General features: G+C 70.2%; 16 protein-coding genes. 8 read left to right on the top strand and 8 right to left on the bottom strand.

Annotated features, from left to right (window positions below; translation table 11 throughout):
* Positions 1-4: 4 nt before the first annotated feature.
* Genes xylB through G510_RS0106535 form a run of 4 tightly spaced genes read left to right on the top strand, consistent with a single transcriptional unit; the run spans position 5 to position 4522 of the window.
* A complete protein-coding gene (gene xylB, locus G510_RS15695; protein ID WP_051216501.1) occupies positions 5-1405 on the top strand; it encodes a xylulokinase in 1401 nt (466 codons plus the stop codon).
* 56 nt (positions 1406-1461) lie between these two features.
* Positions 1462-2400, top strand: a complete 939-nt coding sequence (locus G510_RS0106545) for a quinone oxidoreductase family protein (protein WP_029152985.1) — start codon at positions 1462-1464, stop codon at positions 2398-2400.
* A 55-nt stretch (positions 2401-2455) separates the two neighbouring features.
* Positions 2456-3772 (top strand): O-acetylhomoserine aminocarboxypropyltransferase/cysteine synthase family protein, encoded by a 1317-nt coding sequence (locus G510_RS0106540; protein WP_036322211.1) that lies wholly within the window; start codon positions 2456-2458, stop codon positions 3770-3772.
* A 60-nt stretch (positions 3773-3832) separates the two neighbouring features.
* The gene (locus tag G510_RS0106535; protein WP_051216525.1) at positions 3833-4522 is read left to right on the top strand and encodes a sulfite exporter TauE/SafE family protein; all 690 of its coding nucleotides are present in this window, start codon (positions 3833-3835) and stop codon (positions 4520-4522) included.
* A gap of 69 nt (positions 4523-4591) precedes the next feature.
* Here the strand turns inward: G510_RS0106535 and G510_RS0106530 are convergent, their stop codons facing one another.
* Together G510_RS0106530 and G510_RS0106525 are read right to left on the bottom strand one after the other, a co-directional pair.
* Entirely contained in the window at positions 4592-7066 is a 2475-nt protein-coding gene (locus G510_RS0106530) for an ATP-dependent Clp protease ATP-binding subunit (RefSeq protein ID WP_029152982.1), read from the bottom strand.
* Between the two features lie 139 nt (positions 7067-7205).
* Entirely contained in the window at positions 7206-7607 is a 402-nt protein-coding gene (locus tag G510_RS0106525) for a hypothetical protein (RefSeq protein WP_051216499.1), read from the bottom strand.
* A gap of 221 nt (positions 7608-7828) precedes the next feature.
* On the opposite strand from G510_RS0106525, the gene G510_RS0106520 reads away from it, so the two are divergent.
* Positions 7829-8077 carry a WhiB family transcriptional regulator gene (locus tag G510_RS0106520; protein WP_029152980.1) on the top strand — a complete coding sequence of 83 codons (249 nt, stop codon included), beginning with the start codon at positions 7829-7831 and terminating at the stop codon, positions 8075-8077.
* A gap of 51 nt (positions 8078-8128) precedes the next feature.
* On the opposite strand, the gene G510_RS0106515 is transcribed toward G510_RS0106520, so the two are convergent.
* The 3 genes from G510_RS0106515 to G510_RS15685 are packed head-to-tail and all read right to left on the bottom strand — an operon-like array spanning position 8129 to position 11523.
* Positions 8129-9628, bottom strand: a complete 1500-nt coding sequence (locus G510_RS0106515) for a sensor histidine kinase (protein ID WP_029152979.1) — start codon at positions 9626-9628, stop codon at positions 8129-8131.
* Positions 9629-9631: 3 nt separating this feature from the next.
* Complete coding sequence (locus tag G510_RS15690; protein WP_051216497.1) at positions 9632-10813, bottom strand: CpaE/TadZ family protein; 1182 nt, start codon at positions 10811-10813, stop codon at positions 9632-9634.
* Positions 10810-11523, bottom strand: a complete 714-nt coding sequence (locus G510_RS15685; RefSeq protein WP_051216495.1) for a hypothetical protein — start codon at positions 11521-11523, stop codon at positions 10810-10812. Before G510_RS15685 ends, G510_RS15690 begins: the two co-directional genes overlap by 4 nt.
* A gap of 88 nt (positions 11524-11611) precedes the next feature.
* Between G510_RS15685 and G510_RS0106500 the strand changes: the two genes are divergently transcribed.
* Positions 11612-11878, top strand: coding sequence for a helix-turn-helix domain-containing protein (locus tag G510_RS0106500; RefSeq protein ID WP_029152978.1), 267 nt, complete (start codon positions 11612-11614; stop codon positions 11876-11878).
* Between the two features lie 10 nt (positions 11879-11888).
* On the opposite strand, the gene G510_RS0106495 is transcribed toward G510_RS0106500, so the two are convergent.
* Entirely contained in the window at positions 11889-12488 is a 600-nt protein-coding gene (locus G510_RS0106495) for a hypothetical protein (protein WP_036322265.1), read from the bottom strand.
* Positions 12489-12627: 139 nt separating this feature from the next.
* Here G510_RS0106495 and G510_RS0106490 point away from each other — a divergent pair, with 139 nt between their 5' ends.
* Positions 12628-13044 carry an Rv3235 family protein gene (locus G510_RS0106490; protein ID WP_029152976.1) on the top strand — a complete coding sequence of 139 codons (417 nt, stop codon included), beginning with the start codon at positions 12628-12630 and terminating at the stop codon, positions 13042-13044.
* A 6-nt stretch (positions 13045-13050) separates the two neighbouring features.
* On the opposite strand, the gene G510_RS0106485 is transcribed toward G510_RS0106490, so the two are convergent.
* The gene (locus tag G510_RS0106485) at positions 13051-14277 is read right to left on the bottom strand and encodes a pyridoxal phosphate-dependent aminotransferase (protein ID WP_029152975.1); all 1227 of its coding nucleotides are present in this window, start codon (positions 14275-14277) and stop codon (positions 13051-13053) included.
* A 54-nt stretch (positions 14278-14331) separates the two neighbouring features.
* A complete protein-coding gene (secA, locus tag G510_RS15680) occupies positions 14332-17049 on the bottom strand; it encodes a preprotein translocase subunit SecA (protein ID WP_084644240.1) in 2718 nt (905 codons plus the stop codon).
* Positions 17050-17273: 224 nt separating this feature from the next.
* On the opposite strand from secA, the gene G510_RS0106475 reads away from it, so the two are divergent.
* Positions 17274-18602 carry a uracil-xanthine permease family protein gene (locus tag G510_RS0106475; RefSeq protein ID WP_029152974.1) on the top strand — a complete coding sequence of 443 codons (1329 nt, stop codon included), beginning with the start codon at positions 17274-17276 and terminating at the stop codon, positions 18600-18602.
* The last annotated feature ends 6 nt before the right edge of the window (positions 18603-18608 follow it).

Genomic DNA, 18608 nt, shown 5'->3' with positions numbered 1-18608 from the left:
GCGCGTGTCCGTCCTCGTCGCCGGCGTCGATTCGTCGACCCAGAGCTGCAAGATCATCATCCGCGAGGCCTCCTCGGGCGCCGTCGTGCGCTCGGGGCGGGCCTCGCATCCCGACGGATCCGAGGTGGATCCCGCGCACTGGTGGAGCACGCTGAGAGAAGCGATCGCGGACGCGGGCGGGATCGACGACGTTTCGGCGTGGTCGATCGCTGGTCAGCAGCATGGGCTCGTCGCGCTCGATGCCGACGGCGAGGTCGTGCGCGACTCGCTGCTCTGGAACGACACGCGCTCCGCTGAGGCGGCCGCAGACCTCACCGAGGAGGTGGGCGCCGCGTCGTTCGCGGAGCGCACCGGGCTCGTTCCGGTCGCCTCGTTCACGATCACGAAGGTGCGCTGGGTCGCCGACAACGAGCCCGAGCTCGCTCGGCGGATCGCCGCGATCGCCCTCCCCCACGACTGGCTCACGTGGCGCCTGCGCGGCTATGGGCCGGCCGGCGAGAGCGACCTCGGCCCCGACCTGACCGAGCTCATCACCGATCGGTCGGACGCGAGCGGCACCGGCTACTTCGACGCGACGCGCGGCGAGTACGACCGAGACCTGCTCTCGCTCGCGCTCCGGCGCGACGCCTCGGACGTCGTGCTGCCGCGCGTGCTCGATCCCGCCCAATGGGTGACGGATCAGGCGGGGCGCCGCGTCGCGCCCGGCGCCGGCGACAACGCGGGCGCGGCGCTCGGCATGGGCGCCGTCACGGGCGACATCGGCGTCTCGATCGGCACGAGCGGCACCGTCTTCGCGATCTCGTCGGCGCCGGTGCGCGACCCGTCCGGGACCGTTGCCGGCTTCGCCGACGCGGCGGGCGGGTACCTCCCCATCGTCACGACGCTGAACGCCGCGCGCGTGCTCGACGCGGTGTCGCGGCTGCTCGGCGTCGACCACGCCGAGCTGTCCGACCTCGCGCTCGCGGCCGAGCCCGGATCCGCGGGCCTCGTGCTGCAGCCGTGGTTCGAGGGCGAGCGCACCCCGAACCTCCCGGATGCGACGGCCACGCTGTTCGGCATGACGCTCGCGTCGACGACCCGCGAGAACCTCGCGCGCTCGGCGATCGAGGGCGTGCTGTGCTCGCTCGGCGAGGGCCTCGATGCCATGCGCGCCCTCGGCGTCGAGGCGAAGCGGGTGCTGCTCACGGGTGGCGCCGCGCAGAGCCCGGCGGTGCAGCAGATCGCCTCGGAGGTCTTCGGCGTGCCGGTCGTCGTGCCGGATCCGGGCGAGTACGTCGCCCAGGGCGCGAGCGTTCAGGCCGCGTGGGCTCTGTCGGGCGAGCGCCCGACGTGGCTGCCGGAGACGCTCGCCGAGCTTCCGGCCTCCGAGACGCCGGCGCGCAGCGCGTACCGCGCCCGACTCTGACCCGGAACGGCACGGTGACTGGTGCCCGCCGGTCTGAGCCGCGATAGCGTTGACCCATGGCTCACGTTGTGCAGTTCACGAAGGTCGGCGGTCCCGAGGTTCTCGAGCTCGTCGAGGTCGATGATCCGGTCGCCGGCCCCGGTCAGCTCGTCGTCTCCGTCGAGGCGATCGGCGTCAACCCGGTCGAGCGCAAGCTCCGCTCGGGCGTCCGTCCCCTGCCGGGCGATGGGCCCTGGCGCACCGGATCCGACGGGGCGGGCACCGTGACCGCGGTCGGCAGTGGCGTCGACGGCTTCCGCGTCGGCGATCAGGTCGCGTTCCTCGACACCCCGGGCGCGTACGCCACGGCCGTCGTGACGGATCCGGCGCACACGTTCGTGCGCCCGGAGGGCGTCACTGCCGCACAGGGCGCCGCGCTCGGCATCCCGGCGGGCACCGCGTACCAGTCGATCCGCTCGCTCGGCATCCGCGAGGACGACACGCTCCTCATCCACGGCGGATCCGGATCGGTCGGCCAGGCCGCGATCCAGTTCGCCGTGCTGGCAGGCGCGCGCGTGATCGCGACGACGAGCGACGCCCGCGCCGAGCGCGTGAGCGACCTCGGCGCCGAGCCGATCGCGTACGGCGATGGCCTCACGGGCCGTGTGCTCGACATCGCGCCGGAGGGCGTGACCGCGATCCTTGACTGCGCCGGCGCCGACGGCGTGCTCGAGGCATCGATCGAGCTGCTCGAGGACAAGAGCCGCATCGCGACGATCGTCCTCGGCGCGCGCGGCGACGAGATGGGCATCCGCACGTTCCTCGGCGGATCCGCCGAACCGCTCACGGCGCAGCAGCTGCAGTGGCGCACCGAATCGGTGCCCGTGGCGCTCTCGCTCATCGCGACCGGATACTTCGACGTCGAGCTCGGCGAGCAGTTCCCGCTCGCAGACGCGGCCGCGGCTCAGGTCGCGAACGAGAACGGCGCCCCGGGCAAGCTCGTCCTCGTGCCCTGACACATTCCGCAACGTGCGTTAGGGGCGTCGGCGCGCGAGCACGACAATGGTCACTATGACGTCTCGCCCGCTCGCCGCCGCCACCGTTCAGCTCCACGAGGGCTACGTGCCCGGCACGCCGCAGAACGCGGTCGCGACGCCGATCTACCAGACGTCGGCGTACCGCTTCGCGTCACTGACCGAGGCGCGCGAGCTGTTCGCGCTGCGCGCGACCGGCAACATCTACAGCCGCAACGGCAACCCCACCCAGGCGGTGCTCGAACGGCGCATCGCGGCGCTCGAGGGCGGCGTCGCGGCGGCCGCGGTCGCCTCCGGCCAGGCCGCGACGGCCGTCGCGACCCTCGCGCTCGCGGGCCGCGGCGGTCACATCGTGGCGTCGAGCTCGCTCTACGGCGGCACGGTCGATCTCTTCGACGACACGTTCCGCGACCTCGGCATCGAGGTCACGTTCGTCGACCAGGACGACATCGAGGCGTGGCGCGCCGCCGTGCGCCCCTCCACGCGCGCGTTCTTCGCCGAATCGGTCGCGAACCCCGTGGCGCAGGTGCTCGATATCCCCGCCGTCGCGGAGGTCGCGCACGCGGCCGGGGTGCCGCTCGTCATCGACAACACCGTCGGCACGCCGTCGCTCATCCGCGTGAAGGATCACGGGGCCGACATCGTCGTGCACTCGGCGACCAAGTTCATCAGCGGGCACGGCACGAGCCTCGGCGGACTCGTCGTCGACCTCGGCACCTTCGACTTCGCCGCGGATCCCGCGAAGTGGCCCAGCCTGTTCGAGCCGCACTGGCGCTACGGAGACGTGGCGCTCTGGGACGCGTTCGGTCGCAGCACGGCGTTCACGACACTGATCAAGAGCAGGTTCGTCGCCGACCTCGGCCCGGCGCTCAGCCCGTTCAACGCGTTCCAGCTGCTCGAGGGCCTCGAGACGCTCGACCTGCGCATGGCGCGCCACACGGCGTCGGCGCTCGAGGTCGCGCGCTTCCTCGACTCGCATCCGACCGTGAAAGTCGTGCATCACCCGGGGCTCGAGAGCAACCCCCATCACGCGGCCGGCGCGCGCCTGTATCCGAAGGGCGTGCCGTCCGTCTTCGCGTTCGAGCTCGCGGGTGCGAACGGCGAGACGAACGAGCAGGCCTTCTCTCGCGCCGAGCGCCTCATCGAGCGTCTCGAGGTCGTCACGCTCGTCGCCAACATCGGCGATGCCCGCACGCTCGTGTGCCACCCGGCGTCCATGACGCACGGCCACATGACGCCCGCGCAGCTCGAGGCCGCCGGCATCTCGTGGGCGAGCCTGCGCCTCTCGGTCGGTCTCGAGGATCCGACGGATCTCATCGACGACCTGCGCGCTGCGCTCGACGCCCTCGTGTAGCTCGACGTGGTCCTCCCCGATCTCGACGCCATCGCCTGGCTGGCGCTGTGCGTCGGATCCATGTCGGTCGGGATCTCGAAGACCGGACTTCCCGGCTCGAACACGGTCGGCATCGCCCTGTTCGCGGCCGTGCTTCCCGCGCGCGAGTCGACCGCCGCGATGCTCCTGCTGCTGATCCTCGGCGACATGTTGGCGCTCGCGCTGTATCGGCGCCACGCCGACTGGCGCACGCTGCTGCGGCTGACGCCCTCGGTGGTCGCCGGCCTCGTGATCGGCGCCGCGTTCCTCGCGTTCGTCGGCGATACGTGGGTGAAGCGCTCGATCGGCGTGCTCCTGATCGGCGTCGTGGCCCTGACGCTCTGGCGGCGCAGGATCCAGCAGGCAGCAGAGAATCGCTCCGGGCGCGGCGCGGCCATCGCCTACGGTTCCCTCGGCGGCTTCACGACGATGGTCGCCAACGCGGGCGGCCCCGTGATGTCGATGTACTTCCTCGCGTCGCGGTTCTCCGTGAACGCGTTCCTCGGCACGGCGGCGTGGTTCTTCGCGGTCATCAACATCGTCAAGCTGCCGGTCTCGATCAGCCTCGGGCTGATCACGCAGGAGACGCTCTGGATGGATCTGCTCCTCGTCATTCCGGTGTTGCTCGGCGCCGTCATCGGGCGCGCGGTCGTCACGCGCATCTCGCGGAAGACATTCGACCGGATCGTCGTCGTCCTCACCCTCGCCGGCGCCGTATACCTGCTGTTCTGACGCATAGGCGCCGCATACGAAAGCGTTCCCCGCCTGCGTCGCGCAGGCGGGGAACGCTTGGTCAGAGCATCACGCCAGCGCCGAGACGGCGGCCTCCACGCGAATCCCGTCGTCGTCGGCGTCCACGCGAACGGATCCGCCGTCTGACAGCTCGCCGGAGACGAACAGGTCGGCGATGCGATCGTCGACCTCGCGCTGGATCACGCGGCGCAGCGGGCGGGCGCCGTACTCAGGCTGGTAGCCCTCATCGGCGATCCTCTCGAGAGCCGCGGGCGTGACCTCGAGCGACACCGCACGCGCCGCAAGGCGCCTCCGGGACGCCTCGAGCACGACGTCGACGATCTCTCGCAGCTGCTGCTTATCGAGCTTGCGGAACAGGACGATCTCGTCGATGCGGTTCAGGAACTCGGGGCGCATGTTCTCGCGCAGCCGGCCCATCACGCGGTCGTAGAGATCCTTCTCGTCGAACTCGCGCCCGGCCGACGAGAACCCGAGCGCGCCCGCGCGCGATGCCAGGAACTCGCTTCCGAGGTTCGAGGTCATGATGATGACCGCGTGCCGGAAGTCGACCGTGCGCCCCTGTCCGTCGGTGAGGCGACCATCGTCGAGCACCTGCAGCAGCAGGTTGAATACGTCGGGGTGCGCCTTCTCGATCTCGTCGAACAGGACGACCGAGTACGGGTTGCGGCGCACGCGCTCGGTGAGCTGCCCGGCCTCGTCGTAGCCGACGTAGCCCGGAGGGGCGCCGACGAGGCGGCTGACGTTGTGCCGCTCGCCGAACTCGCTCATGTCGAAGCGCACGACCGCGTGCTCGTCGTCGAAGAGGCTCTGCGCGAGCGACTTCGCGAGCTCGGTCTTGCCGACGCCGGTCGGACCGAGGAACAGGAAGGATCCGACGGGGCGGCGCGCATCTCCCATGCCCGTACGACTGCGGCGCACGGCCTTGGCGACAGCGGCGACGGCCTCGTCCTGGCCGACCACCCTAGCGTGCAGCTCCTGCTCGAGCACGGCGAGGCGCTGCTGCTCGGCCTCGGTCATGCGCGTCGCGGGGATTCCCGTGGCGCGGCTGACGACCTCGGCGATCTGCGCCTCGTCGACCACGGCCGCGCCCGAAGACGGGCGGCTCGAGGCGCTCGCGATCTCGTCGCGGATCCGCGAGGCCTCCTCGTAATCCTCCGCTGCGACGGCCTCGTTCTTCTCGCGCTCGAGCTCGGCGATGCGGGCGGTGCGCTCCTCGTCGGTCACGGTCGCGCCGAGGCTCAGGCGCAGGCGCGCCCCGGCCTGGTCGATCAGGTCGATGGCCTTATCGGGCAGCACGCGGTCCGAGATGTATCGATCGCTCAGCTCGACCGCGGCGCGCAGCGCCTCCGCCGTGTAGGTCACGTCGTGGTGCGCCTCGTACGCCTCGCGCAGGCCATCGAGGATCGCGACGGCGTCGTCGATCGACGGTTCGCCCACGCGCACCGGCTGGAATCGGCGCGCGAGGGCGCCGTCCTTCTCGATACGGCGGTACTCGTCGAGCGTCGTGGCGCCCACGAGGTGCAGGTCGCCGCGGGCGAGGCGCGGCTTCAGGATGTTGCCGGCGTCCATCGCGCCGGATTCCCCGCCGCCTCCGGCGCCGACGATCATGTGGAGCTCGTCGATGAACAGGATCACCTCGCCCTTGTTCTCGGCGACCTCCTCCATCGTCTTCGTCAGCCGCTCCTCGAAGTCGCCGCGGAACTTCGCGCCCGAGAGCATGCCCGCCATGTCGATGCTCACAACGCGCTTTCCGTGCAGCTGCGGCGGCACCTCGTCGGCGACGATCGCGCGGGCGAGGCCCTCGGCGATCGCGGTCTTCCCGACGCCGGCCTCTCCGACGAGCACGGGGTTGTTCTTCGTGCGGCGCGAGAGGATCTCGATCGTCTGTTCGATCTCCTCCGCGCGGCCGATCACCGGATCGAGCTGCCCGTCGCGGGCGAGCTGGGTGAGGTCGATGCCGTACGTCTCGAGCATCGAGGCCTTCGCGGCGCCCTGCGCCTGGGCGGATCCCTCCACCGCCTGCTCGCGCGCGCCGTTCAGGAGCGCCTCGGGCGATGCGCCGTGGCGCGAGAGGATCCGTCCCGCCGGGGTGTCCTGCGCGAGCACGAGCGCGAAGAAGAGGTGCTCGGGGTCGACGTACGTCGCGCCCGAGCTCCGGGCCACCTGCACCGCGTGGAACAGGGCGCGCTGCGCCGAGGGCGTCAGTTGCGCGGACGTCTCACCGGAGGCATCCGTCGCCTCCGGCAGCGAAGCCTCCGTGGCCTCGGCGATGTCCGACGCGTCGATGCTGATGCCCGCGAGCGCGCCCTGGACCTGTTCGTCGCTCGGCAGCACGTGCAGCAGGTGCAGCTGATCGACCTCGGTCTGCCCGCGGCCGAGCGCGTAGGCGCCCGCGGCCTGGATGACGGCGCGGGTGCGGGCGCTCAGGAAGCGTCGAATGTCGATGGTGCGCGCATCCTGGGCGCGCTGCCCCTGCAGGTAGCGCGCGAGGAACTCGTCGAAGGAACCAGCGGTATCGGGCATGTCACTCTCCTCGTGATACTTGATGCGTCCTGGCTCAACAATGCTGAGTTGAGTCGGTACTTGTCAAGTTAAACGCACGGCGAAGCGAGGTATTCCCGTCACCCGGATGAATCCGAGATCCGGGCCGGACCGCGACGGGTCAGCGCGGCGAGGTGCCGGGGCCCGCGGGCCTCGATGCGAGGATCAGCACGACGAACGTCAGAACGGCGGGCGCCGCGAGCAGCGCCGCGATCCCCCAGTGGCCGGCGCCGCCCTGCACCGACCCGAGCGCGACGGCGAAGATCAGCACCTGCGCCACGATCCCGCCGGATCTCCCCCAGGAGCGCCCGCCCCAGACCCCGCGCGCGAACGCAAAGAGCGCGAACGCGGCGACGAGCGTCATGACGACGAGCGCGATCGACGTCGCGATCGATGCGGGCTCGCTCGTGACGAGCTCGACGACCTGCCACCCCGCGAGAACCACGACGGCCACGGCCTCGATCGCGAGCAGAACGGAGCCGAGGCGAACGGCGGGCGTGCGGTCGATCGACTCGGACGACATTCGCCAACTCCTTCGACGGATTTTTCCCCGAACAGCCGAGAGTTCCTGGAACTTTGCCAAAACCCTTGATCGCGACAACCGTCTGTATGACAATTGTTAACGGTGTGTTTCCCACAGCGTGGTGGGGTGCGGGGCGATCGCCCCGTCATACATCCAGCGTAGTTCACACACCGAGCAGCGCTGTCACTCTCAACCCCACCACCTCGCAAGGAGCATTCCGCATGGATTGGCGTGATAAGGCTGCGTGCCTGACGGTCGACCCCGAGCTGTTCTTCCCCGTCGGCAACACCGGACCAGCAGTCGACCAGATCGAGAAGGCCAAGTCGGTGTGTGCGCGATGCACCGTGACCGAGGTGTGCCTGCAGTACGCGCTCGAGACCGGTCAGGATTCGGGCGTCTGGGGCGGGCTGAGCGAAGACGAGCGCCGCGCGCTGAAGCGCCGCGCCGCCCGCGCACGCCGCGCCGGCTGACCCCCTCTTTCGCAGAAACCCCGCCCGAGGGCGGGGTTTCTGCGTGCGGTGCTACTTGACCCAGCGCAGCGGAATGTCGATCGCGACCTCCGTGCCGCCGTGGAACTCGGGATCGTCGTCGCCGATCGAGCGCCACTCGATCGTGCCGCTCAGCTCGCCCTCGACGAGCGTGCGCACGATCTGCGTTCCGAGACCGCGCCCGACCTTGCCCTCGGGCAGGCCGCTGCCGCTGTCGCGCACCCGCACGCGCAGTTCTTCGTCGTCCCGGTCGGCCACGATCTCGACCTGGCCCTCGCGGCCGGCGAGGCCGTGTTCGACCGCGTTCGTGACGACCTCGGTCAGCGCGAGCGCCAACGGGTTCGCGTATTCGCTCGGCAGTGTGCCGAACGTGCCCGTCTTGCGCGTATGCGCGACGGTGTTCTGGGCGGCGGCGACCTCGGCGACGAGGCGCAGAACGCGGGAGAACACCTCGTCGAAGTCGGCCTTCTGGCTGAGCCCCTCGGACAGCGTGTCGTGCACGACCGCGATCGCCGCGACGCGCTGCATCGCCTGCAGCAGCGACTCGCGCGCCTCCTCGCTCGAGGTGCGGCGAGCCTGGATCCGCAGCAGCGACGCGACCGTCTGCAGGTTGTTCTTCACGCGGTGGTGGATCTCCCGGATCGTCGCGTCCTTCGTCAGCAGCTCCTGCTCCTGATTGCGCAGCTCGCTGACGTCGCGGCAGAGCACGACCGCGCCGATGCGCTTGCGGTCGCGGCGCAGCGGAATGATGCGCAGCGCCACCGTGACCCCGCGCGCCTCGATGTCCGCGCGCCAGGGGGTGCGCCCGGTCAGCAGCACGGGAAGCGACGCCTCGTCGGCCGACGCATCGCGCTCGGGCGGCATGATCTGGCGGGCGACGTCGGAGAGCGTCTCGCCCTCGAGCTCGTCGACGAAGCCGATGCGGTTAAACGCGCTGAGACCGTTGGGGCTCGCGAAGGTGACCACGCCGTCGACGTCGAGCCGGATCAGCCCGTCGGCGGCGCGCGGGGCCCCGCGGCGCGGGCCCATCGGTGAAGCCTCATCGGGATAGTCGCCCGTAGCGATCATGCCGAAGATCGCGTTGGCGCACTCATCGAACGTGAGCTGCTGCCGCGACGGCGCGCGCACCTCGCTGAGGTTCGTGTGGCGCGTGATCACGCCGAGCACCGCGGATCCGTCGTCGTCGCGGCGCACGATCGGCACGGCCTTCACGCGGGTCGGCGTCTCCTCGAACCACTCGGGGCTCGAGGAGTCGACGATCTCACCGGTCGAGAACGCCTGGCGCACCTGACTCTGCCACTGCGGCCTCACCCGATCGCCGACGATATCGCGATAGAACAGCGTCGCCGCGCCCGAGGGCCGCACGTGCCCGACGGCGCGGAACGACTCGTCGGAGGTGCGCCCCCAGATGACGATGTCGGCCGAGGCGAGGTCGGCGAGGAGCTGGCCGTCGCCGTGAACGCGATGGATCCACTCGATGTCTTTCTCGCTCAGTTGGTTCTGGGCATTGAGGAGATCGCTGAGAGTCGACACGCTTCACAGCGTAGCGGCGAGCGCGCCCAATGCGTGTGAGAACCCGGCCCTGCGGCGCGAAAGGATCGGGGCGGCGCGGCGCAGCGCGTCGTCGGCGGCCCGCTGATCGTCGGGCAGGAACCACGTCTCCTCCCCCGGCGCGTACTGATCGAGCGCCCGCCGCACCTGCTGGGTGGCATCGATGCCGAACGGCGCCTGCCGCATGCGATTGACGACCACGCGCCTCTCGGCGGCGGGCGCGACCTCGTCGAGGCGCGCCAGGCCGCGCACGATGCGCGCGATCCCCACCGGATCCGCCGCCGCGACCGCGAGGATCGTATCGGCCGCCGTGAGCGCGGCGAGCGCCGCCTGATTGCGCCGGGGCGCACCGATGTCGCTCACGATCTCCTCGTCGGTCTCGAGGGGCGCCCCGATGTCGACGACGACGTGATCCGACCAGTCGCGGGCGACGTCGAGCGCCGCTGCGACCCGCCCGGCCGACAGCTCGGGCCAGCGCGTGGGGCGGTTGATCCCCGTGAGGACCTCGAGCGGGTGCTCGCCGATGTCGACGGGCGCGCTCAGGCGCGTGAGCTCGGGCCCGTCCAGCACGCCGTAGTCGGTCTGCCGGCACGCGGCGGGAAAGCCCGGCGCCTCCTCGGGCAGGTCGAGCCGCTGAGCGATCGACGGCGCGTGGGTGTCGGCGTCGACGAGCGCCACGCGGGATCCGCCGGCCGCGAGCGAGGCCGCGAGCGCGAGGGCGACCGTCGTGCGCCCGGGCGCGCCGTTCGGCCCCCACACGACCGTGACGGATCCGCGCGGGCGCTCGTCGGCGCGCTCATCGGGGCCGAGCACGCGCGTCTCGATCGCCGCGAGGATCTCGGTCCCGTCGGCATCGAGCGGCAGCGCCGCCGGCAGCCCGAATGCCGCCACGGCGCGTCGCTCGGCGGCCCGATCGGCGAGCGCGATGATGCGCGCGCCGCTGCGGTCGCACATCGCGATGATCTCGGGCGCCAGGACGGCCCTGGTCGCGTGCAGCACGACCGAATCCGCCTCGCGCAGCGCCTGCCACACGGGCGATGACGCGTCGCTCACCGCAGCGATCAGCTCGTCGGGCCGCACGAGGGACGTCACCTCGACGCCGACTTCCGCGAGCGCGGAGGCGATCCGGGATCCGTGCGGTTCCCCGGCCGCGACCAGCGCGCTCATTCGTCGTCCGCCTCGGCGTCCGGCGCCGCCGTCTCGTCGGGCTCGTGGGTCGTGGGCACCTGTTCGGCTGCCTCCTCGGGCAGCTCGCGCGGCACGGACGCGGGAACGGCCGACAGTGCGGAGCCTGCCGCGACGTGCTGCAGCACCTTCGACACGACCTCGCGCGGCACCGTAAGCTCGAGGGTCGCTCCCGTGCCCGTCACGACGCCCTCGTCCTCGCGCACGTCGGCGACGATCGCGGCGGCCGCGATGACGAGGGGCTCGCCGAACTCTTGCGGGCCGACCGCCGGCGCCGCCCACAGCTCGACCTGGGCGCCCGGCTGGATATCAGCCGGCACGCCGAGCGCGCTGCGGACCACGACCGTCGTCTGGTCGGCTTTGTCGGAGGCGGTGATCGCCGAGGCGGGCACGATCTCGCCCTCGGCGACGACACGGGTCGACACGATGCCGTCGTCGAGATCGTCGGGCACGAGGTACCCGCCCGAGGCGGCACCGAGGTGCGCCTCGATCTCCACCACGTCGGACGCGGTGACCGCCTGTCCGGGCACGAGCGCGTGGGCGGCCGCCAGGACCGGAGTCGTCTCGCGCGCCGAGGTGACGACGAACCACACGCCGACGATCGAGACCACGATCAGAATCGCCCCGATGAGGAAGCGGATGTCGAGCCGCGACCGGTGCGATGTGCGGGTGATCCGCGCTGAAGATGCCATGCACGAGATAGTGACAGATTTTCGCGGATGGCCTCGAAAGTTATCCACAGGCCGCCTCGGCGACGCGCGACGAGACCATAATGGGAGCATGTCCACGGATTCCGGCGCGCAGTTCTTCACACCCGCTCAGGTGGCGGAGCTGCTGTCGATCACGCCCGACGACGTGGCGGCGCTCATCCACGAGGGCCGCCTGCGGGCGACGCGACTCGGGGTGCCCGCATCGTGGCGGATCGAGCGCGAGAGCGTGAGCGAATATCTCGACGATCAGAACGAGCTGAGCCGCCGCCACGCGCTGTGGCGTCAGTCGAACGCGGCGAGCCTCCCCGAGGTGTGGGGAACGCACACGCGGTTCTAGGCGGGCGCCCTCAGACCACGCCCGCGTCCCGGCGCGAGGCGGTGCGCACCCAGCCGATCGCCCGGAACGAGATCGTGCGCACGCCGTGCACCTCGGATCCGCGCGGCGCGGCGCCCGCGTCGTGGATCGCGAGGTCGAGGTGGTCGGATCCCGCGAGCGACGGGGTGCCCGCGGCGAGCGCGCCCCGCACCAGGCCGACCGAGATCATCGCGCGACGGCGCGTGAGCGCGCGCATCACGAACCCGAACGTCATCCGCCGCGCGAGCGGATCCGTCTCGCCGCCGGCGAGCGTCGCCTCGCGATCCTCGGGGGCGAACTCGACCGCCTCCAGCGCGTCGATGCGCACGATCAGGAGCCCGGGCCGGTCCTCATCCGATCCCGCGACCCAGTCGGCCCCGATCGCCTCGATCCGCAGCCGGTTGACGCCCGCGGGTCCGAGGTCGGCCACGATCCGGCGCCCTGTTCCCGCCGCGAGCCGGTCGCGGAGCGACAGCCCGGCGATGCGCACGCGCTCGTGCTCGCTCGCGAGCTCATCGCGCGCGAGGTCCCGCTCGGCGGCGAACTGCTGCTCCAGATCCTCGAAGAACGGATCCCAGCGCTCCTGAGACATCCCCCGAGCGTACAGCTCGCGCTCAGTGGCCATTCAGCCTCTGCACAGGCATATATTCTTCTACCGCGTGTCGCGTCGACGCCACCACGATGGGTGGAATATATAACATTCCCGCATCATCGGAACCAGAAGAACACATATGTCGCCTCATCTCGCCGTACACAAGACGCAAGAAGTGCATGACCTGTTCGCTCGCCAGCATACGGGCACGGCGCGGCTTCCCGATCCGCAGCCGCTCGTCTCGACCCTCGCGGGCGGTGTGCTGGAGGTCATCGCCGGCGTCCGCGACGTCGAGCAGCTCGCGCGCTGGCTCAACGAGGAGTCGTACAGCGCGCTCGTGATCCGCGCGAATCTCGCGGTTCGCGCGCGCAGCGCTCGAGGGCAGATCGCGAAGCAGCCGCCGTACATGGTGCGGCGGGTGATCTGCTCCTCCCCCGCCGACGGCGTCACGGAGGCGACCGTGATCATCGCCACGCCCGTGCGCACGCGGGCCGTCGCGATGCGGCTCGAGGGGTTCGACGGACGGTGGCGCGCGACCTCGCTCGCCGTGCTCTGAGCCCCGCTACTGCCGGTACGAGGCGAGGAAGTTGCCGAGGCGCTCGATCGCCTCGGACAGCACGCGCGGCTCGGGGAGGTTCACGACGCGCAGGTGATCGGGGGTCGCCCAGTTGAAGCCGGTGCCCTCGACGAGGAGGATGTGCTCGGCCTTCAGCAAGTCGTAGATCAGCTTCTTGTCGTCATGGATCTCGTGCACCTCGGGATCGAGGCGCGGGAAGGCGTACAGCGCCCCCTCGGGTTTGACGCAACTGACGCCCGGGATCGAGTTGAGGCCCTCCCACGAGATGTCGCGCTGCTGGTGCAGACGCCCGGACGGGGCGATGAGCGCGTCGATCGACTGCGATCCCGTCAGCGCGGCGAGGACGGCGTGCTGTCCCGGCGCGTTCGGGCTGAGGCGCGTCGACGCGAGCAGCTGGATCCCCTCGAGGAAGCCCGCGGCGTGGTCGTGCGGCCCCGTGATGACGAGCCACCCGGCGCGATAGCCGGCGACGCGGTAGGTCTTCGAGAGTCCGTTGAACGTGAGGCACAGCAGATCGGGGGCCACCTGCGCCATCGACGTGTGCACGGCGTCGTCGTACAGGATGCGGTCGTAGATCTCGTCGCTCAGGATCAGCAGCGAGTTCTCACGCGCGATCTGTGCAATGCCCTCGAGGACCTCGCGGGAGTATACGGCGCCGGTGGGGTTGTTGGGGTTGATGACGACGATCGCCTTGGTGCGCGGCGTGACCTTCGACCGGATGTCCTCGAGGTCGGGCTGCCACCCGTTGTCCTCGTCGGCGAGGTAGTGCACCGGAGTGCCGCCGGACAGGCTCGTCATCGCGGTCCAGAGCGGGTAGTCGGGCGCCGGGATCAGCACCTCGTCGCCCTCGTCGAGGAGGGCCTGCGTCGTCATCGTGATGAGCTCGGAGACGCCGTTGCCGAGATAAACGTCATCGACGTCGAAGCGTGGGAAACCGGGGACATTCTCGTACCGGCTCACGATCGCGCGACGCGCCTCGACGATCCCGCGGGCATCGGTGTACCCGTGCGCGGTGGGGACGGCGCGCAGCATGTCGCGGACGATCTGATACGGCGCCTCGAACCCGAAGATCGCGGGGTTGCCGGTGTTCAGCTTGAGGATCGTGTGCCCGGCGCTCTCGAGCCGTGTGGCCTCCGCCAGCGCCGCGCCGCGGATCTCGTAGAGGACGTTCTTAAGCTTTGACGACTGGTCGAGGGGGCGAGGCGCTGTCATCGACTCAGCATATGCCCGTGCACGGGGCGCACGCACATCCCCCTCGGCCGTGCATCAGCGGTTGCGCTTGGCCTGCTTGCGGCGCTCCTCGCGGTTCTGAGGCGTGCCGGACGTCGTGTTCGGCCGCGCCGATCCGCCCGCGACGTTGCCGTCGGCGTCGTGCACCTCGGCGTCACCGTCCTCGTCCGGGGCGGAGTACGCAAGCTTCTGCTGGTTCGCCTCGGGCGCGCCCGCCAGACCCTTCGCCTCGACGGATCCGCCGGCCTGCTCGTTCACCTGAACCTCCAGGTTGAACATGTAGCCGACGGTCTCCTCCTTGATCTGGTTCATCATCGTCTCGTACATGAGGTGGCCCTCGCGCTGGTACTCGATGAGCGGGTCGCGCTGCGCCATCGAGCGCAGGCCGATGCCGTCCTTCAGGTAGTCCATCTCGTAGAGGTGGTCGCGCCAGCGGCGATCGAGCACCTGCAGCACGACGCGGCGCTCGAGCTCGCGCATCGCCTCACCGCCGAGCGACTCCTCGCGCTTGTCGTACGCGATCTTCGCGTCGGAGAGGATCTCGCGGATGAGGCCCTCCTGGTCGATCCCGCCCTTGCGCGTGCGCGCGTCGGCGGCGACTTCCTCGACCGTGACGTCCATCGGGTACAGCGACTTCAGCTCGGTCCAGAGCGCGTCGAAGTCCCAGCTCTCGTCGTGGCCCTTCGCGGTGTGGTCGCGGATCACCTGGGTGATCGCGTCCTCCATGAAGTGCTGCACGCGCTCGGCGATGTTGTCGCCCTCGAGGATCACGCGGCGATCCGAGTAAATCGCGAGGCGCTGGCGGTTCAGCACGTCGTCGTACTTCAGCACGTTCTTGCGCGAGTCGGCGTTGCGCGCCTCGATCTGCGCCTGGGCGTTCTTGATCAGGCCCGTGAGCGTGCGGCCGGTGATGACCTGCGCGTCGTCGAAGTCGGTGCGCGCGAGCATCGCGTCGGCGAGCGGCGAGCGGAACCGTCGCATGAGGTCGTCCTCGAGCGAGAGGTAGAAGCGGCTCTCACCGGGGTCGCCCTGACGGCCGGAGCGACCGCGCAGCTGGTTGTCGATGCGGCGCGACTCGTGGCGCTCGGTTCCGAGCACGTACAGCCCGCCGACCTCGCGGACCTTGTCGCCCTCCTCGTCGACGCGCGCTTTCACGTCGGCGAAGACCTCGTCCCACGCGGCTTCGTACTCCTCCGAGTTCTCCTCGGGGTCGAGCCCGCGCTTCTTCATCTCCTGCACCGCGAGGAACTCGGCGTTGCCGCCCAGCATGATGTCCGTTCCGCGTCCGGCCATGTTCGTCGCGACCGTGACGGCGCCGAGGCGCCCGGCGACCGAGACGACCTCGGCCTCGCGCGCGTGGTTCTTCGCGTTCAGGACCTCGTGACGGATCCCCTGCTTCTTCAGCAGCGTCGACAGCTTCTCGCTCTTCTCGACGCTCACGGTGCCGACGAGGACCGGCTGGCCCTTCTCGTGCCGCTCGGCGATGTCGGCGATGAGCTGGTCGAATTTGCCCGCCTCAGTGCGGTAGATGACGTCCTGCTCGTCCTTGCGGATCATCGGCTTGTTCGTCGGGATCGGGAACACGCTGAGCTCATAGGTCGACATGAACTCGGCGGCCTCGGTCTCGGCGGTACCGGTCATGCCGGCGAGCTTGTCGTACAGGCGGAAGTAGTTCTGCAGCGTGACGGTGGCGAGGGTCTGGTTCTCGGCCTTGACCGGAACGTTCTCCTTGGCCTCGATCGCCTGGTGCATGCCCTCGCTGTAGCGGCGGCCGGAGAGGATGCGGCCCGTGTGCTCGTCGACGATCTGCACCTCGTCGTCGATGACGACGTAGTCCTGGTCGCGGTTGAACAGCGCGATCGCCTTGATCGAGTTGTTCAGGAACGAGATCAGGGGCGTGTTCGCCGACTCGTAGAGGTTCTCGACGCCGAGGTGGTCCTCGACCTTCTCGATGCCGGGCTCGAGCACGCCGATCGTGCGCTTCTTGAGGTCGACCTCGTAGTCGACCCCCTCCTCGAGCACCATGGCGATCTTCGCGAACTCCCCGAACCAGCGGTTCGCCTCGCCGGCCGACGGGCCCGAGATGATGAGCGGCGTGCGGGCCTCGTCGATGAGGATCGAGTCGACCTCATCCACGAGCGCGAAGAACGGCGCGCGCTGCACCAGGTCTTCCTTGCGCCAGGCCATGTTGTCGCGCAGGTAGTCGAAGCCGAACTCGTTGTTCGTCCCGTACGTGATGTCGGCGTTGTACTGCTCGCGGCGCACGACGGGGGTCTGACCGGAGACCACGATGCCCGTCGACATTCCGAGGGCGCGATAGATGCGGCCCATCAGCTCGGCCTGGTAGCTCGCGAGGTAGTCGTTCGTCGTGATGACGTGCACGCCCTTGGCGGGGATCGCGTTGAGGTACGCGGCGAAGGTCGCGACGAGGGTCTTGCCCTCACCGGTCTTCATCTCGGCGATGCTGCCGTCGTGGAGGGCTGCGCCGCCCATCACCTGGACGTCGTAGGCGCGCATGCCGAGCGTGCGGCGGGCCGCTTCGCGGACGGCTGCGAAGGCCTCGGGCATCAGCTGGTCGAGCGACTCGCCCTTCTCGTGGCGCTCGCGCAGCACGGTCGTCTCGTTGCGCAGATCCTCGTCGCTCAGCTTCTCGTAGCTCTCCTCGAGGTCGTTCACGGCGTTCACGACGCGCTGGAGCTTGCGCCGGAGGCGCCCCTCGCCCGCGCGGAGCAGCTTCTCGAACGGATTTGCCACGTGTCACTCCCAGGTCGATTGCGGCGAGCGCGTGGGCGACTCGCCGGATGCCCCCGTCTGGCGGCGGAAGACATACCCGCCCATGTTATCGGCCGCGGCCTATGCGCGCGCTCAAGTGCGCGGATCCGATTCGGCGAGCCTCATCGCGCCTCGCTCCGCACCGCGATCGCCTGACCGGTAACGTAGACGCGGTCGCGCGCGCGGCCCGCACGCGAAGGGGATCCATGTTCGGTTGGACGCTGCACGGAAACGGCAAGGATGTCGCACCCGATGAGGTGGTGGCTCCCGGCGAGCGCCTCAACTGGCCCGCCACGATGGCGATGGGCGTGCAGCACGTCGTCGCGATGTTCGGCGCGACGTTCCTCGTTCCGACGCTGACGGGCTTCCCCGTGCCGACGACGCTGCTGTTCTCCGGCATCGGCACGATCCTGTTCCTCCTCATCACGCGCAACCGCATGCCGAGCTACCTCGGCAGCTCGTTCGCGTTCATCGCGCCGATCACGGCCGCGACCGCGTCGGGCGCCATCGGATCCGCGCTCGCCGGCGTCGTCGCCGTCGGCGTGCTGCTCGCGATCGTCGGCATCGTCGTGCAGGTCGCGGGGATCCGCTGGGTCGACGCGCTCATGCCGCCCGTCGTGGCCGGCGCGATCGTCGCGCTGATCGGCTTCAACCTCGCGCCGACCGCGTGGGGGAATTTCCAGGCCGACCCGGTCGCCGCCTCGATCACGCTCGCGGCGACGATTCTCGCCGCCGTCGTGTTCCGCGGATTCCTCGGCCGCATCTCCATCTTCATCGGCGTCGCGATCGGTTTCGTATACGCGGTGGCCACGGGCGCGTTCGAGGTGCCGAACGCCGTGACCGGCATCACGCCCTCGCAGGCGATCTCAGACGCCGCCTGGATCGGCGTTCCGCAGTTCCACGTCCCCGACTTCGCGGCGCCCGGCACGTGGTCCACGCTCGCGATGTTCCTGCCCGTCGTGCTCGTGCTCGTCGCCGAGAACGTCGGCCACATCCGCGGGGTGGCGACCATGACGAACGATCCCTCGCTCAACGAGCACACGGGCCGCGCGCTCATCGCCGACGGCATCGCGACCACCCTCGCCGGCGCGGCCGGAGGAAGCGGCACGACGACCTACGGCGAGAACATCGGCGTGATGGCGGCCACGCGCGTCTACTCGACGGCCGTGTACTGGGTCGCCGGGTTCGCCGCGATCCTGCTCGCCTTCTCGCCGAAGATCGGCGCCGTGTTCAATTCGATCCCGCCCGGGGTGCTCGGCGGCGTCACGACGGCGCTGTACGGCCTGATCGGCATCATCGGCATCAAGATCTGGGTCGACGGCCGCGTCGACTTCTCGCGACCGGTCAATCAATACACCGCGGCGGTGTCGCTCGTGATCGGCATCGCGGGCTTCACGATGCAGATCGAGGGCTTCGAATTCGGCGGCATCGTGCTCGGCACCGTCGCGGCGCTCGTCATCTACCACCTGGGCAACCTCATTGCGCGCGCCCGGAAGACCGGTGCCGACGACCGCGGCCCCGTTCGGGCACCATAGAATCGA

Source organism: Microbacterium gubbeenense DSM 15944, from assembly GCF_000422745.1.
Classification (GTDB): domain Bacteria; phylum Actinomycetota; class Actinomycetes; order Actinomycetales; family Microbacteriaceae; genus Microbacterium; species Microbacterium gubbeenense.
Note: the sequence above shows the minus strand (reverse complement) of the source record. Positions and strands in the feature narration are given on the sequence as shown.

Bases quoted from the DNA above. Each gene is read 5' to 3' on its own strand.
- G510_RS0106545 (WP_029152985.1), top strand. From the start codon at position 1,462: ATGGCTCACGTTGTGCAGTTCACGAAGGTCGGCGGTCCCGAGGTTCTC.
- G510_RS0106540 (WP_036322211.1), top strand. From the start codon at position 2,456: ATGACGTCTCGCCCGCTCGCCGCCGCCACCGTTCAGCTCCACGAGGGC.
- G510_RS0106535 (WP_051216525.1), top strand. From the start codon at position 3,833: ATGTCGGTCGGGATCTCGAAGACCGGACTTCCCGGCTCGAACACGGTC.
- G510_RS0106530 (WP_029152982.1), bottom strand. From the start codon at position 7,066: ATGCCCGATACCGCTGGTTCCTTCGACGAGTTCCTCGCGCGCTACCTG.
- G510_RS0106525 (WP_051216499.1), bottom strand. From the start codon at position 7,607: ATGTCGTCCGAGTCGATCGACCGCACGCCCGCCGTTCGCCTCGGCTCC.
- G510_RS0106520 (WP_029152980.1), top strand. From the start codon at position 7,829: ATGGATTGGCGTGATAAGGCTGCGTGCCTGACGGTCGACCCCGAGCTG.
- G510_RS15690 (WP_051216497.1), bottom strand. From the start codon at position 10,813: ATGAGCGCGCTGGTCGCGGCCGGGGAACCGCACGGATCCCGGATCGCC.
- G510_RS15685 (WP_051216495.1), bottom strand. From the start codon at position 11,523: ATGGCATCTTCAGCGCGGATCACCCGCACATCGCACCGGTCGCGGCTC.
- G510_RS0106500 (WP_029152978.1), top strand. From the start codon at position 11,612: ATGTCCACGGATTCCGGCGCGCAGTTCTTCACACCCGCTCAGGTGGCG.
- G510_RS0106495 (WP_036322265.1), bottom strand. From the start codon at position 12,488: ATGTCTCAGGAGCGCTGGGATCCGTTCTTCGAGGATCTGGAGCAGCAG.
- G510_RS0106490 (WP_029152976.1), top strand. From the start codon at position 12,628: ATGTCGCCTCATCTCGCCGTACACAAGACGCAAGAAGTGCATGACCTG.
- G510_RS0106485 (WP_029152975.1), bottom strand. From the start codon at position 14,277: ATGACAGCGCCTCGCCCCCTCGACCAGTCGTCAAAGCTTAAGAACGTC.
- G510_RS0106475 (WP_029152974.1), top strand. From the start codon at position 17,274: ATGTTCGGTTGGACGCTGCACGGAAACGGCAAGGATGTCGCACCCGAT.